24 protein-coding genes are annotated in these 24,673 nt (G+C 36.7%); 8 read left to right on the top strand and 16 right to left on the bottom strand.

Annotated elements, in window-relative coordinates:
- Positions 1 to 8: 8 nt before the first annotated feature.
- On the bottom strand, positions 9 to 302 hold the full coding sequence (locus AC27VX_RS11375; RefSeq protein ID WP_236856474.1) for a c-type cytochrome: 294 nt from the start codon (positions 300 to 302) through the stop codon (positions 9 to 11).
- 195 nt (positions 303 to 497) lie between these two features.
- On the opposite strand from AC27VX_RS11375, the gene meaB reads away from it, so the two are divergent.
- The gene (gene meaB, locus AC27VX_RS11370; protein ID WP_488695634.1) at positions 498 to 1,493 is read left to right on the top strand and encodes a methylmalonyl Co-A mutase-associated GTPase MeaB; all 996 of its coding nucleotides are present in this window, start codon (positions 498 to 500) and stop codon (positions 1,491 to 1,493) included.
- Here meaB and AC27VX_RS11365 read toward each other — a convergent pair.
- Positions 1,490 to 2,038 carry a DUF4251 domain-containing protein gene (locus AC27VX_RS11365; protein ID WP_236856472.1) on the bottom strand — a complete coding sequence of 183 codons (549 nt, stop codon included), beginning with the start codon at positions 2,036 to 2,038 and terminating at the stop codon, positions 1,490 to 1,492. The two genes, meaB and AC27VX_RS11365, sit on opposite strands and share 4 nt — an antisense overlap.
- A gap of 106 nt (positions 2,039 to 2,144) precedes the next feature.
- Here AC27VX_RS11365 and AC27VX_RS11360 point away from each other — a divergent pair, with 106 nt between their 5' ends.
- Positions 2,145 to 2,951 carry a M48 family metallopeptidase gene (locus tag AC27VX_RS11360; protein WP_236856471.1) on the top strand — a complete coding sequence of 269 codons (807 nt, stop codon included), beginning with the start codon at positions 2,145 to 2,147 and terminating at the stop codon, positions 2,949 to 2,951.
- An 86-nt stretch (positions 2,952 to 3,037) separates the two neighbouring features.
- The gene (locus tag AC27VX_RS11355) at positions 3,038 to 3,349 is read left to right on the top strand and encodes a hypothetical protein (RefSeq protein ID WP_236856470.1); all 312 of its coding nucleotides are present in this window, start codon (positions 3,038 to 3,040) and stop codon (positions 3,347 to 3,349) included.
- 36 nt (positions 3,350 to 3,385) lie between these two features.
- On the opposite strand, the gene AC27VX_RS11350 is transcribed toward AC27VX_RS11355, so the two are convergent.
- From AC27VX_RS11350 to AC27VX_RS11300, 11 genes are all read right to left on the bottom strand, one after another.
- Positions 3,386 to 3,997, bottom strand: coding sequence for an outer membrane beta-barrel protein (locus tag AC27VX_RS11350; protein WP_236856469.1), 612 nt, complete (start codon positions 3,995 to 3,997; stop codon positions 3,386 to 3,388).
- Complete coding sequence (locus AC27VX_RS11345; protein WP_236856468.1) at positions 3,981 to 4,796, bottom strand: ABC transporter ATP-binding protein; 816 nt, start codon at positions 4,794 to 4,796, stop codon at positions 3,981 to 3,983. Before AC27VX_RS11345 ends, AC27VX_RS11350 begins: the two co-directional genes overlap by 17 nt.
- Positions 4,796 to 5,548 carry an MlaE family ABC transporter permease gene (locus tag AC27VX_RS11340; protein ID WP_236856467.1) on the bottom strand — a complete coding sequence of 251 codons (753 nt, stop codon included), beginning with the start codon at positions 5,546 to 5,548 and terminating at the stop codon, positions 4,796 to 4,798. Before AC27VX_RS11340 ends, AC27VX_RS11345 begins: the two co-directional genes overlap by 1 nt.
- 97 nt (positions 5,549 to 5,645) lie before the next feature.
- Positions 5,646 to 7,016 (bottom strand): exopolysaccharide biosynthesis polyprenyl glycosylphosphotransferase, encoded by a 1,371-nt coding sequence (locus AC27VX_RS11335; RefSeq protein ID WP_236856466.1) that lies wholly within the window; start codon positions 7,014 to 7,016, stop codon positions 5,646 to 5,648.
- Between the two features lie 43 nt (positions 7,017 to 7,059).
- Positions 7,060 to 7,689: a 7-carboxy-7-deazaguanine synthase QueE gene (locus AC27VX_RS11330; protein WP_236856465.1), complete on the bottom strand. Its 630-nt coding sequence runs from the start codon at positions 7,687 to 7,689 to the stop codon at positions 7,060 to 7,062.
- Between the two features lie 7 nt (positions 7,690 to 7,696).
- Positions 7,697 to 8,581, bottom strand: coding sequence for a bifunctional 5,10-methylenetetrahydrofolate dehydrogenase/5,10-methenyltetrahydrofolate cyclohydrolase (locus AC27VX_RS11325; protein WP_236856464.1), 885 nt, complete (start codon positions 8,579 to 8,581; stop codon positions 7,697 to 7,699).
- A gap of 40 nt (positions 8,582 to 8,621) precedes the next feature.
- Positions 8,622 to 10,262 carry a glucose-6-phosphate isomerase gene (pgi, locus tag AC27VX_RS11320; RefSeq protein ID WP_236856463.1) on the bottom strand — a complete coding sequence of 547 codons (1,641 nt, stop codon included), beginning with the start codon at positions 10,260 to 10,262 and terminating at the stop codon, positions 8,622 to 8,624.
- Positions 10,263 to 10,467: 205 nt separating this feature from the next.
- Positions 10,468 to 11,064 carry a hypothetical protein gene (locus AC27VX_RS11315; RefSeq protein WP_236856462.1) on the bottom strand — a complete coding sequence of 199 codons (597 nt, stop codon included), beginning with the start codon at positions 11,062 to 11,064 and terminating at the stop codon, positions 10,468 to 10,470.
- The gene (locus tag AC27VX_RS11310; protein WP_236856461.1) at positions 11,054 to 11,563 is read right to left on the bottom strand and encodes an RNA polymerase sigma factor; all 510 of its coding nucleotides are present in this window, start codon (positions 11,561 to 11,563) and stop codon (positions 11,054 to 11,056) included. Before AC27VX_RS11310 ends, AC27VX_RS11315 begins: the two co-directional genes overlap by 11 nt.
- Positions 11,564 to 11,587: 24 nt before the next feature.
- The gene (locus AC27VX_RS11305; RefSeq protein ID WP_488695632.1) at positions 11,588 to 12,466 is read right to left on the bottom strand and encodes a TraB/GumN family protein; all 879 of its coding nucleotides are present in this window, start codon (positions 12,464 to 12,466) and stop codon (positions 11,588 to 11,590) included.
- A gap of 153 nt (positions 12,467 to 12,619) precedes the next feature.
- Entirely contained in the window at positions 12,620 to 13,531 is a 912-nt protein-coding gene (locus AC27VX_RS11300; protein ID WP_488695630.1) for a DUF4349 domain-containing protein, read from the bottom strand.
- Positions 13,532 to 13,739: 208 nt separating this feature from the next.
- Here AC27VX_RS11300 and AC27VX_RS11295 point away from each other — a divergent pair, with 208 nt between their 5' ends.
- Positions 13,740 to 15,098, top strand: a complete 1,359-nt coding sequence (locus tag AC27VX_RS11295; RefSeq protein ID WP_488695628.1) for an acyl-CoA dehydrogenase family protein — start codon at positions 13,740 to 13,742, stop codon at positions 15,096 to 15,098.
- 67 nt (positions 15,099 to 15,165) lie between these two features.
- Here AC27VX_RS11295 and AC27VX_RS11290 read toward each other — a convergent pair whose 3' ends face one another.
- Positions 15,166 to 15,543, bottom strand: coding sequence for a DoxX family protein (locus AC27VX_RS11290; protein ID WP_236856457.1), 378 nt, complete (start codon positions 15,541 to 15,543; stop codon positions 15,166 to 15,168).
- Positions 15,544 to 15,700: 157 nt separating this feature from the next.
- On the opposite strand from AC27VX_RS11290, the gene AC27VX_RS11285 reads away from it, so the two are divergent.
- Positions 15,701 to 15,952 carry a bacteriocin-like protein gene (locus tag AC27VX_RS11285; RefSeq protein WP_410680522.1) on the top strand — a complete coding sequence of 84 codons (252 nt, stop codon included), beginning with the start codon at positions 15,701 to 15,703 and terminating at the stop codon, positions 15,950 to 15,952.
- Between the two features lie 116 nt (positions 15,953 to 16,068).
- On the opposite strand, the gene AC27VX_RS11280 is transcribed toward AC27VX_RS11285, so the two are convergent.
- Positions 16,069 to 17,181, bottom strand: coding sequence for an AI-2E family transporter (locus AC27VX_RS11280; protein ID WP_236856456.1), 1,113 nt, complete (start codon positions 17,179 to 17,181; stop codon positions 16,069 to 16,071).
- Positions 17,182 to 17,382: 201 nt separating this feature from the next.
- On the bottom strand, positions 17,383 to 19,788 hold the full coding sequence (lon, locus tag AC27VX_RS11275; RefSeq protein WP_236856455.1) for an endopeptidase La: 2,406 nt from the start codon (positions 19,786 to 19,788) through the stop codon (positions 17,383 to 17,385).
- A gap of 261 nt (positions 19,789 to 20,049) precedes the next feature.
- On the opposite strand from lon, the gene AC27VX_RS11270 reads away from it, so the two are divergent.
- The 3 genes from AC27VX_RS11270 (at position 20,050) to AC27VX_RS11260 (ending at position 24,623) form a co-directional block, all read left to right on the top strand.
- Positions 20,050 to 22,203: a peptidylprolyl isomerase gene (locus AC27VX_RS11270; RefSeq protein WP_488695624.1), complete on the top strand. Its 2,154-nt coding sequence runs from the start codon at positions 20,050 to 20,052 to the stop codon at positions 22,201 to 22,203.
- A 132-nt stretch (positions 22,204 to 22,335) separates the two neighbouring features.
- Positions 22,336 to 23,286, top strand: a complete 951-nt coding sequence (locus AC27VX_RS11265; RefSeq protein ID WP_236856453.1) for an MlaD family protein — start codon at positions 22,336 to 22,338, stop codon at positions 23,284 to 23,286.
- Positions 23,287 to 23,294: 8 nt separating this feature from the next.
- Complete coding sequence (locus AC27VX_RS11260) at positions 23,295 to 24,623, top strand: 4Fe-4S dicluster domain-containing protein (protein WP_488695622.1); 1,329 nt, start codon at positions 23,295 to 23,297, stop codon at positions 24,621 to 24,623.
- Positions 24,624 to 24,673 lie beyond the last annotated feature (50 nt).

Genomic DNA, 24,673 nt, shown 5'->3' with positions numbered 1-24,673 from the left:
TTGATGGTTTATTTCTGTACAGAAACGATATAATCATAAACCCACTTATGCTGGTCATCATTAAGTTTTGCCTTTGGAGCCATAGCATTCATAATACCAACCCATTGTACAGGATTGTGTGAAGCAGGATCCGGCAGTTTGTGACATCTTCCACAAGAACTTTCAAAAATAGTTTTTCCCTGAGCGATTTGTTCCACCGTAGAAGTCGAAGTTCCTGCAGTAGCAGCAGACGTTGAAGCTTTCGGCGTACAGGATACTAACAAGATGGCAGTAAATGATGCCGCAGCGATGATTTTTTTCATGTTTCTAAATTTTGCTATATAACAAATGTAATAAATTCCTTAAGCCTTTGGTATAGGGGATTCTAGTTTTAATTTAGAAGAAATAAAATTTAATTAATTATAAATAATGCAATATTGATAGAAAATTAGGGTCTTTTATCATTTCATTAACGGGTGCTATTGACCGTTCCCATTTTAATGATTACTTTTGAATCAATGAAATTTTCTACAGAAGAGCTAATAGAAGGAATACAATCAGGTAACAAACGCCTGATTGCAAAAGCTATTACACTAGTTGAAAGTAAAAAAGCGGAGCATAGAGTGCAGGCGGAAGAACTGCTAAAGAAGATTATGCCCTTTACCGGAAATTCTGTTCGAGTTGGCGTAACCGGAGTTCCCGGGGCAGGAAAATCTACTTTTATAGAAAGCTTTGGAAGACTGGCTATTGCTGAAGGGAAAAAAGTCGCAGTGCTGGCGATTGATCCGAGCTCTTCCATCAATAAAGGCAGTATTTTAGGAGATAAAACCAGAATGGAAGAACTTGCAAAAGAAGAAAATGCTTTCATACGCCCTTCTCCGAGCTCCGGATTTTTAGGAGGGGTTGCCAATACGACCTTCGAAACCATGATGATCTGTGAAGCCGCGGGATATGATTATATTTTAATTGAAACAGTTGGGGTAGGGCAGTCAGAAGTTCTTGTGGCAGATATTACCGATGTTTTTCTTTTCCTTAAAATTATTGGAGGTGGAGATGAACTTCAGGGAATAAAGAGAGGAATCATGGAGATGGTGGATCTTATTTTTATCAACAAAGTAGATCAGGACAACCTTCAGAAAGCAAAAAATACAAGATTGGAGCTTAAAAGAGCCCTGGATTTTATTCCCCCTAAAGAAAAAGAATGGAAGATCCCCGTTTTACTGGGTTCAGCGTTACATAATAATGAGGGCCTGAAGGATATCTACGATAAAATCTTCGAATTTATTGAGCTCAAAAAGAAAAGTGGACGCTTTGAAGAAGTCCGTATTCATCAGGCTGAAAAACGTTTTGAATATTGGGTACAGGAATACATACTGTCTTTAATGAAAAAAAGCAATGAAGTGGAAGAGGCTTATATGATGCATAAAAAAAATGCTTCAGAGATGGTTTCGAATCCAAGCACTGAAGCAAAATTATTTGTTGAAAAGTTTTTATCAGATAAAACTAAAGGTTAGAGTTTTTCTTTTTCCGGCTTATCTTCACTTTTTGCAATATATCCGTCGTAGGAAATTGGCTGTCTGTCATTACTTCTCATAGACACGTAAGCTTTCCCGTTTTTATAAACCTCAATAATAATTTCATCAACATTCTTTACATCATTAGGTTTAATTCTTAGGATCCACTTTCCTTTTTTGTTTTGGGATTTGGTAACAGTGAAATCTTTCGAAGTAAATCTGTAGCTATTATTCGTCGTATTTGCATACGTTGCATTGTATAATCTTCCAAAATATGGAAGTGCCACATCTAAGTTGTTTTTACTTACATCAATGGTATAACTTCCATCCAGGTTCAGCATTCTTGTTGCTGTTGCATTCGGCATTGAAGTCATGACGTTAAGGACGTCATAGTTGGTAGGGTTGGCTCTCTGTGCATAGAAGGTAAATTCCTGAGAATCTACTAGAGCGTTCACTGCTTTTGGATCTACTGAGCCTTGAGAAGCGCAGTTCTGAAAAAAGAAAAGAAATCCAAAAACCATCAAAAGAGGAATATACTTTTTCATGATTGAGATAATTATTAAGTTTAAACAGCAAAATGTATGCAAATATATTCTTTATTGGATATTTTGGAATAAAAATTGTTAAAGTTGAGGTATTAACACTCAAACTATGAAAGTTACACATCTATTAGGAATAGGAGCCATTGCTCTGTCGGCCGTTTCCTGTACTACAAACCCGATTACGGGTAGGTCCTCTTTACAGCTGGCTAACAATTCAGAAATTTTAACAATGTCTGCACAGGAATATAAAACGACATTGTCTAAAGGTAAGGTGATTACCGGTACCGCAGATGCAAAAAGAGTGGGAAATGTAGGAAACAGAATTAAAAGTGCAGCAGAAAGATATTATCAGAATATTGGAAGATCAGCTGATCTCGCCAATTATAACTGGGAATTCAATCTTTTGCAAAGCAACGAACTGAATGCATGGTGTATGCCCGGAGGTAAAGTAGCGGTGTATACCGGTATATTACCTGTTACAAAAGATGATAACGGTCTTGCAGTAGTATTGGGACACGAAGTATCCCATGCATTGGCAGGCCATGGAAATGAGAGAATTTCCCAGGCTATGATGGCTCAGTATGGTGGTGCTCTTCTTGGAGGAGCTATTTCAAATGCACAATGGGCAAGTATTTTCCAGAAAGCCTATCCAATAGGTTCACAAGTTGCTTTATTGAAATATGGAAGAAGTCAGGAGTCAGAAGCTGATGAAATGGGACTTTATCTTATGTCTATGGCAGGATATGACCCTAGAGCAGCGATCCCTTTCTGGAACAGAATGGAAGCGGCGTCCTCAGGAGCAAGACAGCCGGAATTCCTGTCTACCCACCCGAATCCGGAAACAAGAATTTCAGATATAAATAAAGATCTTCCGAAAGCTTTGGAATACTATAAGGCTGCGGGAGGAAAAATATAATTAGAATTTTAATCTTGAGTAGGGCCTTATTAAATTTTTAGTAAATTTGGTAAGGCTTTTTAATGTAACCACCTAAACACAATATTATGAAGAGTTTATCAATTACCGGATTTATACTTTTGGCTGTTTCTGCCTTACTTTTCTATCTGACCACAGATTTTGCTGTAGAACAAATTAAAATTTCCCACATCATGGGCATGATGGCAGGAGTTGGGATTGGTCTTATTATCGGCGGAATGGTAGGCTATCTGAGTAAAGGGAGCGCCATAAAAGAAGAGCAGAGGAAAAAAGAATTCAAACAGCTTCAGAAAGAAAAAGAAGAATTGGAAAAACAGGCTGCAGATATTGCAAAACGTCAGGCTGAGATTGAAAATCAAAATAAAAACCCTCAGATATAGATCTCAGGGTTTTAAGTTGTTATTTTCGATTGTTGATTAAAATTTATATCCCAGCCCCACCATAAACAGGTTGGGTCTGTTGTCATATCTGATCTCCGAACCGGAAACTCTGTTGATGAAGTTTCTTTCGTCCTTACTAAAGGCTCCTTCGTATCTTGCATTTAGAATAAGCTTTTTAATTTCAAGCTGTGCCCCAAACTGGTATCCTACCGTGAAATTATTTTTAGCATTTTCTTTAAAGTCATTATAGGTATTGTCTTTGTTTAAATTAAAACTTCCAACCGGACCTACAAAAACACCAAGCATATTCCCTAAAAGATTATATCCCAAAAGTACCGGAACATCTATACGGTTACTTTTAACATCAAATGTAGTGTTCTCCGTGGTAAACTCATTTTTGAAATGAGTATAATAAATTTCCGGCATCACAAATAAAGAAGTAGGAAGACCTACTTTTAATGAAAGTCCTACATTGAACCCTACATTATTTTTACCTGATCCATTAACGGCATCATTGACTGTTCCTTTGATGTTTGACCATGAAGGTGAACCCGTAGGAAATATTAAATTAGCCTTACCTGCCAGTGAGATCTGTGCTGAAGCCCACATTGAAAAACCTATTAACGCTATACTAAGTATCTTTTTCATTATCATCTATTTTTGTAATTGAATTTTCAATCGTTTTATTATTCTCGAGTAAATACTCTCGCAGCTCTTTAAACAGTTCTGAAGAATAAACGAAATCAATAAGATTTTTATTGCCTGCAGTAATCAAAATGTCCTTGTTACCTTCCCATTCCTTGATTCCCAGTCTCAGGTATACAATTTTCTCGCCAATTGTCATCACAGAATTCATATCGTGAGTATTGATGATCGTTGTTGTATTGTATTCTTTTGTGATTTCATATAAAAGATCATCAATGACCTTAGATGTATAAGGATCTAGTCCGGAATTGGGTTCATCACAGAATAAATATTTGGGATAGTTGACAATAGCCCTTGCAATGGCAACCCTTTTTTGCATTCCTCCTGAGATTTCAGATGGATATTTTTTATCAGCTTTATCAAGATGTACTCTTCCTATAACCTCAAAAACCCTTTTTTTCTTTTCTCTATAGGTAAGATTCGTAAACATATCCAACGGAAACATGATATTTTCTTCAACTGTTAAAGAATCAAATAAAGCACTCCCCTGAAATACCGTTCCGATTTCTGAGCGAAGATGCTGTTTTTCATCCCTGGTCATGGTATTCACATTCCTGCCGTCAAACAGGATTTCTCCGGATGATGGCATATAGACGTTCAATAAACTTTTAAGAAAAACCGTTTTCCCCGAGCCACTCTGTCCAATGATTAAGTTTACTTTTCCTTTATCAAATGAAGTCGAAATTCCCTTAAGTACTTCAACATCACCAAAACTTTTCTTAAGATCTTTTACCTCAATCATTAGCTTAATATTAATTGGGTTAAAATTAATTCGGAAATGATAATAAATACCATTGTCCATACCACGGCCTGTGTACTCGCTCTACCTACTTCCAGTGATCCTCCTTTTACAAAATATCCGAAATAAGAAGGGACTGTTGCAATGATGAATGCAAACACTGTGGTTTTGGTAAATGCATAGTATATAAATAAATTAGGCATATACATCTGGATACCGGTGATATAGTCATTGGTAGTCCAGTTCCCGGTTAATATTCCTGCAATATAGCCTCCCCCGATACCAAATACAATACTGATTGCAATAAGAAGAGGGTTAAATAACATACAGGCGATAATTTTTGGAAATATCAGAAAGTTGGGTGAGTTTACCCCCATGATATCCAGCGCATCAATCTGTTCGGAAACTCTCATTGTTCCAATACTTGATGCAATATAAGATCCTACTTTACCCGCTAAAATTAAACTGATAATGGTAGGCGCAAACTCCAGTACAAGTACAGCCTTCGTAGCATATCCTACAAATGAAGGAGGAATAGGAAACGAAGATGCATCAAAGTTGTTGAACATCTGAATGGCGACTACTGCCCCCACAAAGATAGAAGTGAAGACAACAAGTCCGAAAGAATTTACTCCCAAATCATTAATTTCTCTCATGAACAGCTTCCAAAAAACCTTCATTTTCTGAGGTTTCTGCAGGGATTTCCCTAAGAGGATCATGTATTCCCCTACTGCTGTGAAAAACTTTTTTAACATACTGCTAAATTAGACTTTTTTATTTAATTAGGCTAGAGTTGAAGGTAAGACTGATGTATAGAAAAATGTTAAAATTATCTACGGCTTAATCTGCATTTTATTTTGCATTTTTATCACCTGCAATGACCAGTAAAACGGTTTTTAAAATAATAACGAGATCGAGAACAAAACTCCAGTTTCTTACGTAAAAGGCATCCGCCAAAACTCTTTTTTTCATTTCTACATCCACATCTCCAAAATCTCCACGAAGTCCGCTTACCTGTGCCAGTCCCGTAATGCCGGGGCTTACCATACTTCTTAAACTGTATCTTCCGATTTTAGGTTTGTAATAATTATCAACAGCCAGCATATGGGGGCGTGGTCCTACAACAGACATTTCTCCCTTTAATACATTTATGAACTGAGGAAGCTCATCAAGGCTGGTCTTTCTTAAGAATTTGCCTATTTTAGTTATTCTGGAATCATTTTCTGAGGTAGTTTTGATAGCCGATTCTTCATTTACAACCATGGTTCGAAATTTAAAACAGCTGAAGACTTCTTCATGAAAGCCATATCTTTTCTGTAAAAAGAAAACAGGACCTTTAGAGGTTGTTTTGATTAATAGGGCAATAATTGGGAAAACCCAGGAGCAGATGAAGACCAATACAAAAATGGAGAAAAAGATATCAAATGTCCTTTTCATCAGGAAGTTAGAATAATAATCCAGCGGATATCTTGCCTGGCTGAGAACGGGCTGAGTCTGTATATATCCAAGGTCATAAAGGAAAAAGTCACTTTGAGTGATACTCGGTATCAGTGAAATATGAACTTTATTGTCCTCCGCGAGTTTGAATATTTCAGTTTCCGTTTTTTCATCATATGAATTTTCTGTAGATAAAAATAGGGTATGAATCCCATTTTTTTTCCAGAAACTGACTAATTCGCTGGTTCTGATTTCTGAATTTTCGTATTCAAATATCCGGTATCCATAATCTTTACGGTCTTTAAAAATGTTTCTAAGGATCTCTGTAGAATCATTATTCTCCAGAAACATTACATTTCTATGGTTGATCCCCAGAGAACGCAAATACTTAATGGCGAAATAGATCAATGATTTTTCCAGAAAAATAAAAGCAAAAAGATAAAAGGAGAGCCAGTAAATATCTGAATTGAAAAAGACATTATTACTTACCTTTCCTATAAGCAGTACACCCAGTATAAAAAACAGGAAGTGAATTAAAAGGCGTTCCAGAAACAGGGTATACGTGAGATTCCTTGGGATATTGTATATTTTTGTCCTACCGCTTAGCAGCACCCAGAACAAAAACAATAAAATCAAGGAAAAAGCATTCTGGTACCAGGTTTCTTTGTGATATTTTAAACTTTCGTTTCTGCTTATAAAAAAGAATATAAAGATAGATGCAATAACCATGAGGTCAAGCAAAATGATGATCGATTTCACGTATCTAGAGTATCGAATTCTCTGCATCTAACGGTATTATAGCGGATGTGGCCCGCTAATTTACACTTTTTTATGGGATATTCAGATATTTATGAGTCTGAACTGAAGCCTGCCACTCCGGATGCTCAAGAATGAAGTCTGTAATCTTAGGATACATTTCATTCCTTTTGCTCCATTCACTTTGAAGATAAAGCTTACAGTTTTCAGAAACTTTTGCTGCCTGTTCCTGTGCAAATGTAAAATCATGCTGATTGAAAATAATCATTTTCAACTCATTAGCTTTCTGATAAATTTCTTCTTTAGGAAGCCCTGTTTTCTTGGGTGAAAGAGTGATCCAATCCAGTTGTCCGCTCATAGGATAAGCTCCTGAAGTTTCGATATGCACAGTACACCCCAGTTCTTTTAATTTGGATGTAAGGATATTCAGGTTCCACATCAAAGGTTCTCCTCCTGTCAGAACAATTGTTTTACAGTGGCTGGCTGCTGTTTGCGCTATTTCTTCTGCATTCATAAGAGGATGAAGCTCAGGATCCCAGCTTTCTTTTACATCACACCAGTGGCATCCAACATCACAGCCTCCTAGTCTAATAAAATAGGCGGCTTTTCCAGTATGTGCTCCTTCTCCCTGTAAAGTGTAAAAATGCTCCATTACAGGGAGCATTTTACCTTCTTTTAATAAAATATCTTCTTCTTTATTCATTTTTAAATTAGTCGTTATAGACCGAAGTTTTGTAAGCAATGATGGTGTTTTTCATCAACATTGCTCTTGTCATTGGGCCTACTCCTCCAGGTACCGGTGTAATCCAGCTTGCTTTAGCGGCACAGCTTTCAAAATCCACGTCGCCGGCAAGGTAATATCCTTTTGGAGAATCGTTATCTACTCTTGTGATCCCTACGTCAACAATTACAGCTCCTTCCTTGATCATTTCTCCTTTTAAGAAATGAGGATCACCTAAAGCTGTAATAACGATGTCTGCCTTTTTAGTGTATTCTTCGATGTCTTTTGTATATGAGTGTGTAAGAGTTACGGTAGAGTTTCCTGGGAAATCTTTTCTTCCCATAAGAATACTCATCGGTCTTCCTACGATTTTACTTCTTCCGATGATTACGCAGTCTTTTCCTTTGGTTTCAATATTGTATCTTTCCAATAATGTTAAGATTCCGAAAGGAGTAGCCGGTAAGAAGGTGTCCATCTCTAATGCCATTTTTCCGAAGTTTTCAGGGTGGAACCCATCAACATCCTTTCTTGGATCAATTGCGTTAATGATTTTCTCCTGGTCAATCTGATCTGGTAAAGGTAACTGAACGATAAATCCGTCAACAGCTTTCGATTTATTTAGTTCGTCAATTTTTTCCAATAATTCAGATTCTGCAACAGTACTGGGGAATTTGATTAAGCTGGATTGAAATCCTACTTCCTCACAATCTTTCACTTTAGCATTTACATAAGCCTTGCTAGCTCCGTTGTTTCCAACAAGAATTGCTACCAGATGTGGTGCTCTCCTTTTGCTTGCAATGATTTTTTCCACCTCAACCTTGATCTCCGCTTTTATTTCTTTGGATACTTTAAGTCCGTCAAGAATTTCTGCCATTTTACTTTTATTACTTTATTAGATTTATTTTTACTTTTTACTACTTAAATTCTTTATAGTAACTGATCAATCCATTAGTAGAACTGTCATGAGAATTGATAGCCTCATCATTTTCAAGTTCAGGAAGAATTTTGTTGGCTAATACTTTACCTAATTCCACACCAAACTGATCAAAACTGAAAATGTTCCAGATGACACCCTGTACAAAGATTTTGTGCTCATACATGGCGATTAATTGTCCTAGTGAAAAAGGAGTTAATTCTTTGAATAATATGGAGTTGGTAGGAGTGTTTCCGTGGAAGATTTTGAAATTGATCAATCTGTCTATTTCTTCGTCAGATTTTCCTGCACCTCTAAGTTCTTCTTCAACTTCCTCTTCCAGCTTTCCGAAGGCAAGAGCTTCAGTCTGAGCGAAAAAGTTCGCTAACAATATATCCTGATGGTCAGAAACTTTGTTAGGGCTTTTTGCATACGCAATAAAATCTGCTGGGATCAATTCCGTACCTTGGTGGATCAATTGGTAGAAAGCGTGCTGACCGTTTGTACCAGGCTCTCCCCAGATAATTGGTCCTGTTTCATATTCTACGAATTCACCGTTTCTGTCTACACATTTTCCATTGCTTTCCATATCTCCCTGCTGAAGATAAGCAGCAAATCTGTCCAGATACTGAGAGTAAGGTAAGATTGCATAAGTTGTTGCTGCGTAGAAATTACGATACCAGATTCCAAGAAGTCCCATTAATACAGGAACATTTTCAGAGAAATCTGCAGTCTGGAAGTGTTGGTCAGTATCAAAAGCTCCTTTCAAAAGCTGTTCGAAGTTTTCATATCCTACGGAAAGAACAATGCTTAATCCGATAGCACTCCAAAGTGAATATCTTCCGCCTACCCAGTCCCAGAATTCGAAAATGTTCTCTTCTGCGATTCCGAACTGTTTAACAGCTTCAATATTAGTGGATAAAGCTACAAAGTGCTTTGCTACATCTTCCTGTTTTCCAGCTTTAAGGAACCAGTCTTTTGCAGAATTTGCATTGGTCATCGTTTCCTGAGTAGTAAACGTTTTAGAAGCAATGATGAATAGAGTAGTTTCCGGATTTAAGTTTTTAACAACTTCTGCAATATGATTTCCGTCCACATTGGAAACAAAGTGAACATCCAGTCTTGTTTTAAAATGTTTTAATGCAGAGCAAACCATCACAGGTCCTAAGTCTGAACCTCCGATACCGATGTTGACAACATCAGTGATCGCTTTACCGCTAAAACCTTTATGTTCTCCTGAAATGATTTTTTCAGAAAACGTTTTCATATGTTCAAGAACATTCTTGATCTGTGGTTTGATATTTTCACCATCTACAAGAATCTCACGATCTGAAAAATCCCTCAATGCTGTATGCAAAACTGCTCTTCCTTCTGTTTCATTGATCTTGTCTCCGGAAAACATTCTGGTGATAGAATCCTTCAACTGGCATTCTTCAGCCAGTTGTAATAAAAGTTCCTTCGTTCTGGAATCAATTAAGTTTTTAGAATAATCAAAAAGATAATTGTCTTTTTGTAAAGAGAACTCTTCAAAGCGGGTTGGATTATATTGGAACAGACTTCTCAGGTCAAAGTCATTTCCGGCAAAATGTTCATCAAGAGCTTTCCAGCTGTTAGTTTGTATAGGATTTATTTTTGATAGCATATTTCAGGAATTTATAGTGTTCAGAAAACCATGTATCGGATCATAATACCTAAAAATCCATAATGATTTATTTCTGATTGGCAAATTTAAGGAAAAATAAAACCTCAGATAAATTTGAGGAGTATAAATAACAATTTTTTAAAAAACAAAGCCCCAGAAATGTTCTGAGGTTCATTTTTTATGTTTATAAAAGATACTTTAAATATTATTCATCCATTTCATTTAAGATGGTTTCCAATTGCTTGGCCTGATGTCCATAGATATATTTTGTCCATGAAACTATACTTGCCACTAATAAAAGCGTTCCCATCAAAACAGCAATTATTAAAAAGAACTGATTTGAGTTGGACAGGCCATGGCCTTTCTTTTCCAAAATATTATAGATAAACAATCCAATAGTGATAAGGAAGTGAGGCAGTAATAAAAAGCCAAATGACTGATATCTTTCCATATTTAATCTAAGCTCGTGATAGATTTTCCAAAGACTGTTCTTGGTATTTCCAGTATAAAGTTCAGTTTGTCTGTAGAATTTATAAAATCCAAACAGATAATAGGAGGATATTACAATCATCATTGTATAGGATATATAGTAGATAATGTACTGTGAAACTGGAAATCCAAACTGAAGCGGGAAGAATCCCATAAGGATGATGGCAAGAATCTGCATTGGAAATTCTTTTTTCATGCTTTTTTGAATTTTTTCTATAGGATGTTTGCTCTCCTTTAATTGTTTTATGCTATCAGGAATAGTGACGTTACTGTCTTCATTATTCCATTGTTCTTTTAATTGGTCAAAGTTCATGGCCTGATTTTTTTATGATTTGCTGTATTTTTTCTTTTGTTCTGTTGAGTTTTACACGGGTGTTTCCTTCACTGAGCCCGAGGTTGTTTCCAATCTCTTTATGAGACATCCCTTCCATGAAATAAAATATAACGGCTTTCTCTAAAGAATTCAACTGCTGGACTGCATTGTAAAAGATTTCCAGTTGCTTATCTTTTGCAGGATTATAATCTTCTTGCTGAACTTCAAAATGATGAGCAGTATCTGTATGATTATTGGTTCTCTGCTTTTCTTTTTTTAAAAAAGTAATAGCAGTATTGATTGCCACACGATACATCCAGGTGGAAAACTCACTATTCCCTTTGAAAGTCTGGTAGGATTTCCAGAGTTGGATAAGAATTTCCTGCTGAAGGTCTTCCCGGTCCTCTATAGAATCGGCATAGATGCGGGAGGCTTTGTATAAAATGCCTTTATGCTGGTTGACAAGCTGTAAAAAAGCAGTTTCAGTTGAATTACTCACAATAGTTTCATGGTTTGATTACTATTATAGACCAGAGACAGGTTTTACCGTATAGCCTTTAGACTGTAGAAGAGGGATAATTCCGTTTTCACCCATTAGATGTGAACCGCCTACTGCAAAGAAAGAACTTTTATCTTTCATTATTTCCGGCATTATTTTTACCCAGTTTTTATTTCTGTTGGTGAGCATCGCCTTTTCCTGCCGGGCATTCATAAATCTTTCATCCTTGAAAAGAGTGTATAGTGATTGTATATTTTCATTTTTAAAAGCTTCTATCATCTGTCTGAATAAAATTTCATATTCCTTACCCATTTTTAGCTGTGAGATAGTGCTCCTCAGATCATAAGCTTCGTTGATGGATTTCATCTGCTCCTCTACCTTTTCCAGCCCTTTAATGTTCTTTTTATCTTTCATTGCCTTTTTCAGAAGTTCCATTTCATAGAGTTTTATTTCAGTCTGAGGACATGGGGTTGCTTTGGCCGCAAGAAGAGCATAAAGAGCCTGAGGGCTTGAAGTGTCTATGCTTTCAAGGGTAGTTCCGTAATCGGTTAGAATGTTATCCAGTTCTTTCGCTTCATTTGGAGAAAGCTGATCAGATATTTTCTTATCAGTCTGATACATTTTCTGTAGTGTTGCCATCTCGACGGGATCTGTATAATTAACTTCCATTACAAAGTTATCTGATTTTTCAAGGGCTTTGAGTACTTTAGATTTGATCTCAAAATCTTTACTGCATAAGATATGAAAAGTTCCGGTAATATAAGATGGCTTAGAAAGACCATTGCCGGTAACCTCCCAAAGCAGACTGTTACTGTTGGGAGTCTCCTTACTCTGTGCTGTTGCAGTTATGGAAGAACTCATTGATAATAATGCTGCGAACCCAAGTTTTACTAAATTTTTCATACTATTATTTTTTTTGATTTTTAAGTTATTTTAAACAGTATGTAAAACAAGAGTTATATTCGTTACAGTTTTTTTTGAAAAAAATAAAAACCTCCCGGAAAAGGAGGTTGTAACATCTAAAATTACGATGATAACCAATTGGTTAGGTTTTTTTTATTCTTGAATTTTTGGCTGTTCAGGTTTTGAAACTCTTCTTTTTCTTAGGAAATAGATCATGGCAGCTGCAATTAATAGGATTGGCCAGATGTTGATAAGAACCACTATGATTTTCTGGATCAAGTAGAATCCATAGACAAAGCCATCCTTTGCGTCATAAATGAAATTGTATTTATATTTATTATCAATGCTTGTCGTGTTGGTAATAGTAATTTCTGCAATACGCAATTGAGGTTCTTTGATGTAAATCTGAATGGTGCTGTATTTGAGATCGTCTGTCATATTCATACTTGATAGCTTTTGAAGATTCCCTTCAGACATATTCTCATCGTGTAAGATTACTTTATCCTTATTGGTTTTAAGCTTGCTGATATTTTCAGAGGTTTTTTGATTTCTTTTCCCTTCAAGTTCCGAATATTTGGTATTGGCAGTCACATCTTTCGCATTAATAGATCTGGAATTAAGAAATAATTTGTTCGTATTGATTGCTGTTAAAAGTTCACCTAGTTTTTCAGTCGGAATACGCACCTGCATTGTATTTTCTGTCTGAAATTTTTTAACCAGCATAGCTTCTTCATTAGAAGTGTTGTAGGTGTTTTCAGAAACCACATTGCTTTGAAGATTGCTGTTGGTAACAAATCCTCCAAGCTCCTGAACCGATTTTTCAATAGCGATGGTTGCATTGTACACATCTTTTACTTCCATATTGACATCCGCAGTCTTGATGAACTGTTTGTCTTTTACTTTCATATCTGCGACAGATGAGATGCTGTCTGATATAACTGCCGTTGCTGAATCTGTAGTAGCATAGGCTTCAAGATCTTTAGAAGAAACTTCGCCTTTTTTACATGAATATATGCCTAATAAAAGAACAGCAGATAGAGATAATTTAATGTAAGTGGTTTTCATAGCGTTTATTTTTAATGTTTTTGCTTGGGTCAAAGTTCAGTCAGGATCTTTTGTAACGCTTGAAAATCAAAAGTAAAAAAAATGTAAACGGAATATTGTAATTTAATCGATTGTGATTGAGTGTTTTGTAAAATATTAATGCTGTTTTCTGGTTATTTTCGGAGCAGTTTTTGCTTGTGTTTTACAAACCCAATTACAATATATTAATATGTCGAATACCTTTTCCAAAATCAGAAACGCAATAGAATTATTTAGATCCATAGATTTTGATCAGCTGAGTTCCATTTCTAACAAAGTAGATTTACCAAAACTGATGCAGAATTTTTCTAAACTGGATGATAAGCAGCTTTCCGGTATTATGAAAATGCTTGATCCGGAAAAGAAAAAGAAAGAACTCCCGCCTATTGATGGTGATTTTTATGATATTTACCATACCCTTAGTCCCGAACAGAGAGAGATTCAGCTTAAGGTAAGAGATTTTATGGAGAAAGAAGTGAAACCCTTGGTCAATCATTACTGGCTGAGAGATGAATTTCCTTTTGAATTGATCCCTAAATTTCAGAAGCTTAATATCTGCGGAGTGACCTATGAAGGCTATGGCTGTCCGGGTATGCCTTTTCTGATGGAAGGTGTTATCGCAATGGAAATGGCAAGAATAGATGCCTCTATCGCTACATTTTTTGGCGTGCAATCTGGATTGGCAATGGGTTCTATTTACATCTGTGGTTCAGAAGAACAAAAACAAAAGTGGCTTCCACAGATGCAGAAATTTGAAAAAATTGGAGCTTTCGGTCTTACAGAGCCTGAAGTAGGTTCAGGAGCCGCAGGTGGTCTTACAGTAACCTGTAAAAAAACAGAAGACGGCTGGGTACTTAATGGTCAGAAGAAATGGATTGGTAATGCAACTTTTGCTGATCTTATCATTATTTGGGCAAGAGATTTAGACAGTGGGGAAGTGAAAGGTTTTATTGTGGAAAAAGATAATCCCGGATATTCGGTAGAGAAAATCAAAGGGAAAATGGCCTTGAGGATTGTCCAGAATGGATTGATAACGTTAAAAGACTGTATTGTAACGGAAGAAAACCGTTTGCAGAATGCCAATTCCTTTAAAGATACTGGTAAAGTTCTTCGAATGACCCGGGCTGGAGTAGCCTGGATGGCTACAGGGTGTGCAAGGGGAGCTTACGAAAGTGCGCTGGATTATACCAGAAAAAGAAAACAATTTGGAAGACCTATTGCTTCTTTTCAAATGATTCAGGGGCATTTGGTAGAAATGTTATCTAACCTTACAGCAATGCAGACCATGGTTTTTAGGCTATCTGAAATGCAGGATGAAGGAATTTTAAAAGATGAACATGCTTCTCTGGCTAAAGTTTTCTGTACCTTAAGAACACGAGATATCGTTTCCAGAGCAAGAGAAGTGCTGGGTGGAAACGGAATTTTGCTGGAATATGATGTAGCCCGTTTTGTAGCCGATGCCGAAGCCATTTATTCTTATGAAGGGACAAAAGAAATAAACTCGCTCATCGTAGGACGATCGATTACAGGATTCAGTGCTTTTGTGTAGGGAACAGGTAACAGATATTAAGTTTCAGTTTGTAGGTACTACAAACTGAAACTTAATATCTGAAGCCTTATGAAACTAAATGCTTGTATTTTTCTTTGTTGTCAAGAATGATCCAAAGATTGATCAGGAACATCAACCCGGCGATGCTCATTCCCATTGGAGATTTATCCATTGTGAAAACGTGGGTAACAATTCCTACCATGACAGGTAAAATAACAATGGCTCCTAAGGCTCTTGTTTTTGGGAAAATGAATAATAATCCGCCAATGACTTCTACAATACCCACTAAAGGCATTAACCAACTGATTTCTCCAAAAGCAGAGAAAAGTTTCATTTGCTCTGGAGTAGGTTTCTCCATTGGCATATAATTAAAAAACTTGTTTAAACCGGCATTAATAAACATAAGCCCGAAAAGTAAGCATAAAATGAATTTTACTATTTTCATGATTGATGATTTTATATCAAATGTAAAGTAAAAATGGGATATGAATGTTGAATTCAGATTTTAAATATATAATTTATTGTTAATGTTAGGTTAATGGGGTGTTTTGTATAATTTTATTTTTCTATATTCGGGAAGCAAACTAAACTAATAAATTATTATGTTGAAAAATCTTAAAAAATTAGATCGCTCAAATTTAAGAGAGATTCAGGGCGGAGTAGGTATTGGACTATGCGATATTGGTCCTGAAGGATGTCCATGTAAAATCCCACCAGGTCACCCATGCTTGGGCGGCGGCGGAGGCGTAGAGCCGGGAGGACCAGATATGGGATATTGTCCTGATACTCAATCTTACATTCCGTGTACACAAACTTGTGCAAATGGGATGAGTCCATATTGTGCACTGCCATAACTGGCATAATAAATAGTAAAAAAGACTGTCTTGAAAAAGACAGTCTTTTTTATTTAAAAATTGGAAATGATTTTTTTGAGTAATCAATTATCAATTGTACATATATTATTCAATCCTTAATCCATTTCTTTCAAGGTAATATTTTTGGATATCTTGTAGCTCTTTTTCTTTTTATTGGGTTTTTGTTCTTCACCCAGCAATTTTCCCCACGGTTTCAGGCCATCCACTCTTTCGCAGATAATTTTTATAATTGCAATGGCCGGAATACAAAGGAACATTCCTGCAATTCCCCAAAGATGCTCTCCTAAAAGAATTCCAAGAAAAGAAAATAATGCATTGATCTTTACTTTTGAGCCTACGACAAATGGAAGTACAATATTTCCGTCAACAGCGTGTACCGCAATATATCCCATTGCTACATAAATACAGGTTGACGGGCTGGATGTTGCAAATGCTATAAAACAGGAAATGAGAAGTGAAATAAAAATTCCCAAATATGGAATTACATTTAATAGTCCGGTAAGTACGGCCAAAAGAATAGCATATTTTACACCTAACACGGTAAGAAGAATAGTCGTAAGGGTAGAGACAATAATAACCTGAAGAAAAAGTCCGAAAATATATTTCTTGGTCATAAGTCGGATCTCAGTTACAGCTTCCTGTACGTTTGCTTTATGTCTTTCATTAAAAACAGTGACGATAAAGCCGTTCAGAAGTCTTCTGTAATTTAAGATAAAGATAAAAAACAGAGTGAAAAATATAATAAATCCAAATCCGGTTGAAAAAATTCCAAATGTAAAGCCTAAAATAGCTCCCGAAGAAGACAGAAGTTTATTTACTCCCTGGTTAATGTAGTCTACCTGTTCATCCACCTTTACGTTGAACTTTTTAGAAACCCAGTGCTGAAGGCTGTCAAATACAGTGGTAAACTGCTCTTTGAGATGAGGGAGATCTTTACTGAAATCCGATAATTGTGAACTGAAGAAATAAATCAGTCCGCCTAATATGATCAGCATAATGAAGACCGATGTCATCGTGGATATGGATCTTGGAAACCTTAGTTTTCTTTCCATAAAAGTTGCTGCCGGTAAAAAAAGCATAGCCATAAGGAATGCAAGGAAAAACGGAGCCAAAATACTCTGTCCTAGCGCCAGAAGATAGCCAAGTCCAATAATGGAAATAACGACGAGCGTAAGCTTGACAAGAAAAGGAAGTCTGAGGAAATTCATAATTTATAATCTGCAGTATGGAATAAAAATAAGAAAAACCCAACGAAATAATGCACTTTTTATTCAAACTGTTTGGATTTTTCTTTCAACACTCCAAATTTCATTCCATACAACGAATTAAAGGAGGCTTAAAAACAGAAACACGCCTGGTAATCAGAACGTGTTTCTTTATTGAGAAGTTGATATGTTGAAAAGTTTGTTTTATTTTTCAATGGCGATGTCAATGACATCCTCCATTCTGTTGACGTAATGTACCTGTAGATTTTTTAAATAATCTTTTTTGATCTCTTCTACGTCTTTTCTGTTGGCTTCACAAAGAATTACCTCTTTGATTCCGGCTCTGGTAGCAGCTAAAAGTTTCTCTTTGATTCCTCCTACGGGAAGTACTTTCCCTCTTAAGGTGATTTCCCCTGTCATAGCAAGATGTGGTTTTACCTTTTTGTTTTTAAAAGAAGAAACCATTGAAGTTAGCATGGCTATACCTGCAGAAGGTCCGTCTTTAGGAGTTGCCCCTTCCGGAACATGGACGTGGATGTTCTTTTTATCCAGTTCTTCCTGCGGTATTCCCAACTCATCATGTCTTGCTTTGATGTACTCTAAAGCAATTGTCGCAGACTCCTTCATTACCGTTCCAAGGTTACCCGTCATGGTTAAACTGCCTTTTCCATTACTTAAAATACTTTCAATATAAAGGATATCACCTCCTACACTTGTCCAGGCAAGACCTGTTACAACACCAGGCACTCCAGTTATTTCAGATAAGCTTTTAGGTCTTGGAACACCAAGTATTTCGTCTACTTTTTCAAGAGATATCTTAGAATCATACTCTTTTTCCAAAGCAGTCTGAAGCGCCACCCATCTTGCTATAGAAGCAATTCTTTTCTCTAAAGTTCTTACTCCGCTTTCTGAAGTATGGGCTTCTATAATATGTTTCAGTTCAGGATTCCCCAGTTTAAATGACTTCGTATCCAAACCATTTTCCTCCTGTTGTTTTTTGATTAAATGTCTCTTCGCAATCTCAATTTTTTCCTCTAAAGTATATCCTGCAATCTGGATGATTTCAGTTCTGTCCAAAAGAGGAGTTTGTATCGTTGAAAGTGAATTGGCCGTTGCAATAAACATTACTTTTGATAAGTCATACCCCATTTCAAGGAAGTTGTCATAGAAAGACTTATTTTGTTCAGGATCAAGAACTTCAAGCAATGCTGAGCTGGGATCGCCGTGAAGGCCCTGTGCTATCTTATCAATCTCATCCAGAACAATAACCGGATTGGATGTGCCTGATTTTTTGATAGACTGTAAGATTCTTCCGGCCATCGCTCCGATATACGTTTTTCTGTGTCCTCGGATCTCACTCTCATCGTGAAGGCCTCCCAAAGATAGTCTTACATATTTTCTTCCTAGAGCATCAGCAATAGACTTACCCAGAGACGTTTTACCTACTCCGGGAGGCCCTACCAACAAGAGGATAGGAGATTTCATATTATTTTTTAATTTTAAAACAGCCATGTGTTCCAAAATTCTTTTCTTAATATCTTCCAGTCCGAAGTGAGCTTTATCTAAAACTTTTTCAGCTTTTGCGATATCAAAAATATCTTTAGTATATGTTTCCCATGGAAGATCCGTGAAGAAATCCAGGTAATTTCTCTGTACATTATAATCCGGAGAGTTAGGATTTTGGCGCTGTAGTCTGCTGATTTCCTTTTGGAAATGGTCTTCTACTTCCTGGCTCCATTTTTTATCCTTCGCCTTGTTAATAAGATCTTCAACATCACTTTCAGGGCCTCCGCCAAGTTCATCCTGAATTGTTCTGATCTGTTGATTCAGAAAATATTCTCTCTGCTGCTTATCAAGATCCTTAGAAGTTTTCTGATGGATCTGGTTTCGGAGTTCCAGCTTTCTAAAGTCCTCATGCATCATCTCATAGCAGTTATTAGCTCTTTCCATGAGGCTTTTCTCCTCAAGAAGCTTTTGTTTCGCTTCCGATGAGAAATTGGCATTGGTGCAGATGAAGTTCAGAAGATCATCATTATTATTGATGTTCTTGATCGCGAAGTTGGCTGCATTAGGAATATTAGGGTCCAGCTCAATAATCTTTAAAGCAAGATCTTTAATGTTTTCCAGCAGTGCTTCATATTCGTCCTGATTTTTAGGTCTGCTATCTTTTAATTTTGATATTTCTGCTCTGAAATAGGGCTGGGTTTCAATGATTTTTTTTATCTTGAACCTATGGAACCCCTTCGTGATTGCAGTAATGTTTCCTTCAGGTAACTTGATGATCTTAATGATCTTAGCAAGTGTTCCGGTAGTGTAAATGTCTTTTTCAGAAGGTTGCTCCATGTCCGAATTTTTCTGGCTTACAATTCCAATAAAATCGCCATTTTTCTGAGCTTCCTCAAGAAGTTGTATCGATGTTTTTCTTCCCGCAGTAATAGGAATCACTACATTAGGGAACATTACCATATTTCTTACAGGAAGTATAGGGAATATTTTCTGTTCGGAATTTTTATCAGTCTCCGAGAAGTCCGAAAGATTGATTTCCTCAGCTACGATATCAAATCCGTCGCTGATCATTTCTTCTAAACTAATATCTTCAAATTCTGTCATAATCAATCAAATGACAAATTGTCATTTTCGTTTTTAATCGTTAAAGTGATTTTCTATAAATATACCCTGAAAACGTGTGGCATATTATGATGTTTTAAAATGCACAATACTTATGCCATTTGTTTTTTGGTAAAAAATACGGTCAAAATTTCCTTTTTTAAATAATCTTTACGAATAAAAATTAAAATAAAGAACTTCTGCTTCTGTAATTTCTTAAAAATGTGTATTTTCGCAAACTGATAAAAAACTATAATTTATAAAATGGCAATTTTAGGACAGATTAGGAGTAAGCCTTGGCTTTTAATGGGAGTAATAGCCTTAGCGCTTTTAGCGTTTTTGGTGAACCCGGATAGTATCGATAAGGTTTTTGGTAAAAATCCTGACGTTTTAGGAAAAGTAAACGGTGAGAAAATCACCCGCGAAGAGTTCAATGATCAGCTTTTCGTGTTGCAGCAACAGGCTGATCAACAAGGGCGTCCGAAAAGCGGTCTTGAAGAGCAGGCTTGGCAGTTACTTGTACAATCTAAACTTATCAAGCAGCAGTTTGAGAAACTGGGCTTTGAAATGACTGATGACTATTTCTGGAGTCAGATCCAGTATGATCAGATGTTTGCTCAGAATCAGCAGTTCTTTGATGAGAAAGGTAACTTTAAAACTCAAGAGCTTAAAAAAGAAATTGAAACATTGCAAAACACCAATCCTCAGGGGTATACCCAATGGTTGAAGACGAGAAAGACTGTTGAGTACAGACTGATGGCAAGACAGGTGTTTACTAATATTTCAGCAGGGATTACTACAGGTAAGAAAGAGGCAGAAGAATTGATGAAGCAGAGAGATCAGCTTGCTGATATCGACTTTGTGAAAGTAGATTATGCTGCATATCTTCAGAAAACAAAAATCAATGTTACGACAGAAGATCTTGCAAATTACATAAAGAAGCATCCTGTAATGTTCAAAGCTGAACCTAGCAGAAATATTGGTATTGTATATTTCCCATCTAAACCTAGTGCAGCAGACGATGCAGCAGCGTTGAAAGAAATTACAAAACTATATTCAGGAGGTACAGATGCGAGCGGAGGTTCAGAAAATTTCCAGAATACGAAAAATGATTCAATGTTTGTAATGGCAAACTCTGATATGCCATTCAATGCTCAGTATATGAAGCCTACTCAATTGCCGGCGGCTATACAAGGTCAGATTGCTACCGCAGCGGTAGGGCAGACTTTTGGTCCCTATAAAGAACAGGATTTCTATGTAGTGTCTAAGCTTGTAGGTAAAAAAACTTCAGATTCTACATTATCCAGACATATCCTTATTGCTTTCAAGGGAAGCCCTGCAGGAGAAGGAGTAACAAGATCTAAAGAGCAGGCTAAGAAATTGGCAGACTCTATCGGAGCTATTGTAAAAGCAACTCCGGCTAAATTTACAGAATTCCTTAAGCTTTCCAATGATCCAAATTCTGCAGCACAGGGAGGTAGTCTAGGTTGGACAACTCCAGAAACGCCATTCGTTCCGGAATTCCTTACTTACCTTGCAAACAACCCTAAAGGAGCTACAGGGGTAGTAGAAACACAGTTCGGTTATCATATCATCAATATTGAAGATAAGAAATCTGGATCTATGGGCTATAAAGTTGCTAACCTTGTGAAGGCAATTAAACCTTCAGATGCTACAGAAGCTGACGTAGATAGAAAATCAAGAAAATTCATTCAGCAAATTCAAGGGAAATCTTTCAATGATTTCGTGAATATTGCTAAAAAAGATAATTATCAGTTCTCTAATCCAAAAGCAGCAAAAAGATTTGAAGGCCAGCTTCAGGGCTTAGGTACTGAAAAAGATGCAGAGATCTTAGGATGGGCTTTTAATAAGAAAAGATCAAAAGGTGATACAGAACTTTTCACTGTAGAAGGTACAGGAGATAAAATTGTGGTATACCTGAACGGAAAACAAGACGCTGGTCTTGCTGATCCGGAATCTGTGAGAGATCAAATTGAAGCTATTGTTAAAAATAAATTGGCAGCAAAACAGATTTCTGATAAAATTGCAGCAGCAAAAGCTTCTAACCTGGATCAGGTAGCTAAATTATTTGCAGCTACAAAACAAAGTGCTCAGGTAAACTTACTAAACCCTTCGGTAGCTGGAGCTATGGAGCCTAAAGTTGCCGGTGCAGCATTTGGTGTTGCAAAAGGTAAACTTTCTAATCCGGTTGAAGGTGGAACAGGAGTGTATGTTCTGATCAAGAAATCAGAAACAGTAAACAAACAACCTGGGGATCTTAAACAGTTTACAGAGTCTATTACTCAAAGAAATGCTGGAATGTTCGGCCAGGCTTGGATGAAGAGTCTTCAGGACAATGCAGATATTCAGGATTACAGAATTGAAATCTGGAATAAAATTGGAAATCAGCAGCAATAAGAAATTCATTTTTATTGATATAAAAAAGCGACAAAATTATTTGTCGCTTTTTTTTTGTATTTAACGCAGAGCAATAAGGCAAAGGATTTATTTAAAATGTGTTATATTTGCTTATTAGAAAAAAATTAGCAAGTGAAATTCAGTAAAGAATTAAAAGCGGGTGTGATTGCACTTCTGGCTGTTGTTGGCTTTGTGTTGTTGTTTCAGTTTATGAAGGGGAAAAGCCTTTTTACAACCGATAATATATTTTATGCAAAATATGATAACGTAGAAGGCTTGGCACAGTCTTCGGCAGTTTCTATTAATGGTCTTAAGGTAGGGCAGGTAGATAAAATCATTCCCAGGACCGCAAAAGATGGAAAAATTAGTTTTGTTGTAAAGATTACTATCGATAACAAATTCGAATTTTCAAAAAACTCAACTCTGGAAATTTTTGAACCCGGATTAATGTCTGGTAAAGAAATGAGAGTAAACCTTTTATATGGAGGAGATACCGCAAAAGATGGTGATACGCTTAAAGGTGCTTTCAAGCTGGGAATGATAGGAAGTCTTTCTACTCAGGTAGGCCCGGTTAAAGATCAGCTGCAGGGTGTACTTTACAAAGTAGACTCTTTGATGGCGAATGCCAATCAGATTGTAGATGGACAGAACAGAGCCGAAATCAGAGCTTTATTAATCAATCTTAATAAAACAGTAGGAGCATTACAGACTACGGCAGGTAATGTAAACAGCCTGGTGGGGCACAATGATCCTAAACTTCAGAAAGTATTGGATGACGCTAGTCTTACCATGCAGAGCGGAAAAGTTACGTTGGATAAATACGGAAATCTTGCACAGAGCATTGATACCAAGCAGTTGAATGCAACGATAGCAAATCTTGATGCTACTGTAGGAAAACTAAATCAGGTAATCGGAGGAATAGATAAAGGAGAAGGTAGTTTAGGTAAACTGATGAAAGATGATCAGCTTTACAATAATCTTAATTCAGCTTCTTCTAATCTGAATACACTGATTGAAGACATGAAAGCAAACCCTAAGAGATACATTAATTTCTCAGTTTTCGGTAAAAACAATAAAGACTAATACTCCCTATGCAGTACATCGATAATATTATTTTCCTGATTTTATTAGTGGCCGGATTTGGACTATTTGGCAAAAGCCTGCTGAAGATCTACAGAAATATCAGGCTGGGCCACGAAATCAAAAGAAACGACAGAAAATCTGAACGCTGGAATACCATGGCACGAGTGGCTATGGGGCAGAGTAAGATGGTAAAACGTCCTGTTGCCGGGATTCTGCACATCTTTGTATATGTAGGTTTTGTTATTATCAATATTGAACTTGTTGAAATTATTGTTGATGGTGTATTTGGAACACACCGTTTCCTGGCTTCAGTGTTTGGAAATGGCTTTTACAGCTTCTTTACAGCGACATTAGAGATCCTTGCACTTCTTGTTGTAATCGGTGTAGTTGTATTTTTCATCAGAAGAAACTTCTATGGTGTTAAAAGGCTTACCATGAAGGAACTTTTCGGATGGCCAAAACATGATGCTAACTGGATTCTTATCATAGAATTTGCCCTGATGATGGCTTTCTTTAAAATGAATGCCGCTGACTGGGTTTTACAGCAAAGAGGACTTCTTCCGGAACATGGAAGCTTCCCGATTAGCTCTATGGTTATGGGGCCTGTTTTTAATAATTTTAGTGATGGCTTTTTATTCTTTACAGAAAAAGGAGCTTGGTGGTTCCACTTTGTAGGAATCCTTTTCTTCATGAACTATCTTTATTACTCAAAACATTTACATATTATCCTTGCATTTCCAAGTACATGGTATGCTAACCTTGATAAAAAAGGAAAATTCAATAACCTTGATTCTGTAACAAAAGAAATCAAATTAATGATGGATCCTAACGCAGATCCTTATGCAGCTCCGGCTGAGGGAGCTGACGCAGATATTCCTTCCAAATTTGGAGCTGAAGATATCTTCGATTTGAATCAGGTACAGCTGCTGAATGCCTATTCATGTACAGAATGTGGACGCTGTACTTCCGTTTGCCCCGCTAATATCACGGGGAAAAAACTTTCACCAAGACTGATTCTGATGAAAACAAGAGACAGGCTGGAAGAAGTGGGAAGAAATATTGATAAAAATGGAAAATTTGTTGACGACGGTAAAAAGTTGTTAAACGATTATATCACAAAAGAAGAACTTTGGGCTTGTACCACGTGTAATGCATGTACAGATGCTTGTCCGGTATTGCTGGATCCGCTTTCCATTATTTTTGAAATGAGAAGATTCCTTGTAATGGAACAGTCTGCTGCTCCACAGGAACTGAATCTGATGATGACCAATGTGGAAAACAATGCAGCACCTTGGCAGTATAACCAGGCGGACCGTCTGAACTGGGCAAATGATTAATAGATGTACCAGTGTATCAATTTAAAAATTGACCAATAGATTGTTACATT

The organism is Chryseobacterium sp. 14P4.3.2 (assembly GCF_057799275.1).
Note: the sequence above shows the minus strand (reverse complement) of the source record. Positions and strands in the feature narration are given on the sequence as shown.

What these genes read in the sequence shown, in the direction of transcription:
- AC27VX_RS11355 (WP_236856470.1), top strand. Translation starts at nt 3,038, where the DNA reads ATGAAGAGTTTATCAATTACCGGATTTATACTTTTGGCTGTTTCTGCC.
- AC27VX_RS11270 (WP_488695624.1), top strand. Translation starts at nt 20,050, where the DNA reads ATGGCAATTTTAGGACAGATTAGGAGTAAGCCTTGGCTTTTAATGGGA.
- AC27VX_RS11330 (WP_236856465.1), bottom strand. Translation starts at nt 7,689, where the DNA reads ATGAATAAAGAAGAAGATATTTTATTAAAAGAAGGTAAAATGCTCCCT.
- AC27VX_RS11360 (WP_236856471.1), top strand. Translation starts at nt 2,145, where the DNA reads ATGAAAGTTACACATCTATTAGGAATAGGAGCCATTGCTCTGTCGGCC.
- meaB (WP_488695634.1), top strand. Translation starts at nt 498, where the DNA reads ATGAAATTTTCTACAGAAGAGCTAATAGAAGGAATACAATCAGGTAAC.
- AC27VX_RS11345 (WP_236856468.1), bottom strand. Translation starts at nt 4,796, where the DNA reads ATGATTGAGGTAAAAGATCTTAAGAAAAGTTTTGGTGATGTTGAAGTA.
- AC27VX_RS11295 (WP_488695628.1), top strand. Translation starts at nt 13,740, where the DNA reads ATGTCGAATACCTTTTCCAAAATCAGAAACGCAATAGAATTATTTAGA.
- AC27VX_RS11350 (WP_236856469.1), bottom strand. Translation starts at nt 3,997, where the DNA reads ATGAAAAAGATACTTAGTATAGCGTTAATAGGTTTTTCAATGTGGGCT.
- AC27VX_RS11325 (WP_236856464.1), bottom strand. Translation starts at nt 8,581, where the DNA reads ATGGCAGAAATTCTTGACGGACTTAAAGTATCCAAAGAAATAAAAGCG.
- lon (WP_236856455.1), bottom strand. Translation starts at nt 19,788, where the DNA reads ATGACAGAATTTGAAGATATTAGTTTAGAAGAAATGATCAGCGACGGA.
- AC27VX_RS11280 (WP_236856456.1), bottom strand. Translation starts at nt 17,181, where the DNA reads ATGAATTTCCTCAGACTTCCTTTTCTTGTCAAGCTTACGCTCGTCGTT.
- AC27VX_RS11285 (WP_410680522.1), top strand. Translation starts at nt 15,701, where the DNA reads ATGTTGAAAAATCTTAAAAAATTAGATCGCTCAAATTTAAGAGAGATT.
- AC27VX_RS11260 (WP_488695622.1), top strand. Translation starts at nt 23,295, where the DNA reads ATGCAGTACATCGATAATATTATTTTCCTGATTTTATTAGTGGCCGGA.
- AC27VX_RS11290 (WP_236856457.1), bottom strand. Translation starts at nt 15,543, where the DNA reads ATGAAAATAGTAAAATTCATTTTATGCTTACTTTTCGGGCTTATGTTT.
- AC27VX_RS11305 (WP_488695632.1), bottom strand. Translation starts at nt 12,466, where the DNA reads ATGAAAAATTTAGTAAAACTTGGGTTCGCAGCATTATTATCAATGAGT.
- AC27VX_RS11340 (WP_236856467.1), bottom strand. Translation starts at nt 5,548, where the DNA reads ATGTTAAAAAAGTTTTTCACAGCAGTAGGGGAATACATGATCCTCTTA.
- AC27VX_RS11315 (WP_236856462.1), bottom strand. Translation starts at nt 11,064, where the DNA reads ATGAACTTTGACCAATTAAAAGAACAATGGAATAATGAAGACAGTAAC.
- AC27VX_RS11335 (WP_236856466.1), bottom strand. Translation starts at nt 7,016, where the DNA reads ATGCAGAGAATTCGATACTCTAGATACGTGAAATCGATCATCATTTTG.
- AC27VX_RS11375 (WP_236856474.1), bottom strand. Translation starts at nt 302, where the DNA reads ATGAAAAAAATCATCGCTGCGGCATCATTTACTGCCATCTTGTTAGTA.
- pgi (WP_236856463.1), bottom strand. Translation starts at nt 10,262, where the DNA reads ATGCTATCAAAAATAAATCCTATACAAACTAACAGCTGGAAAGCTCTT.
- AC27VX_RS11365 (WP_236856472.1), bottom strand. Translation starts at nt 2,038, where the DNA reads ATGAAAAAGTATATTCCTCTTTTGATGGTTTTTGGATTTCTTTTCTTT.
- AC27VX_RS11300 (WP_488695630.1), bottom strand. Translation starts at nt 13,531, where the DNA reads ATGAAAACCACTTACATTAAATTATCTCTATCTGCTGTTCTTTTATTA.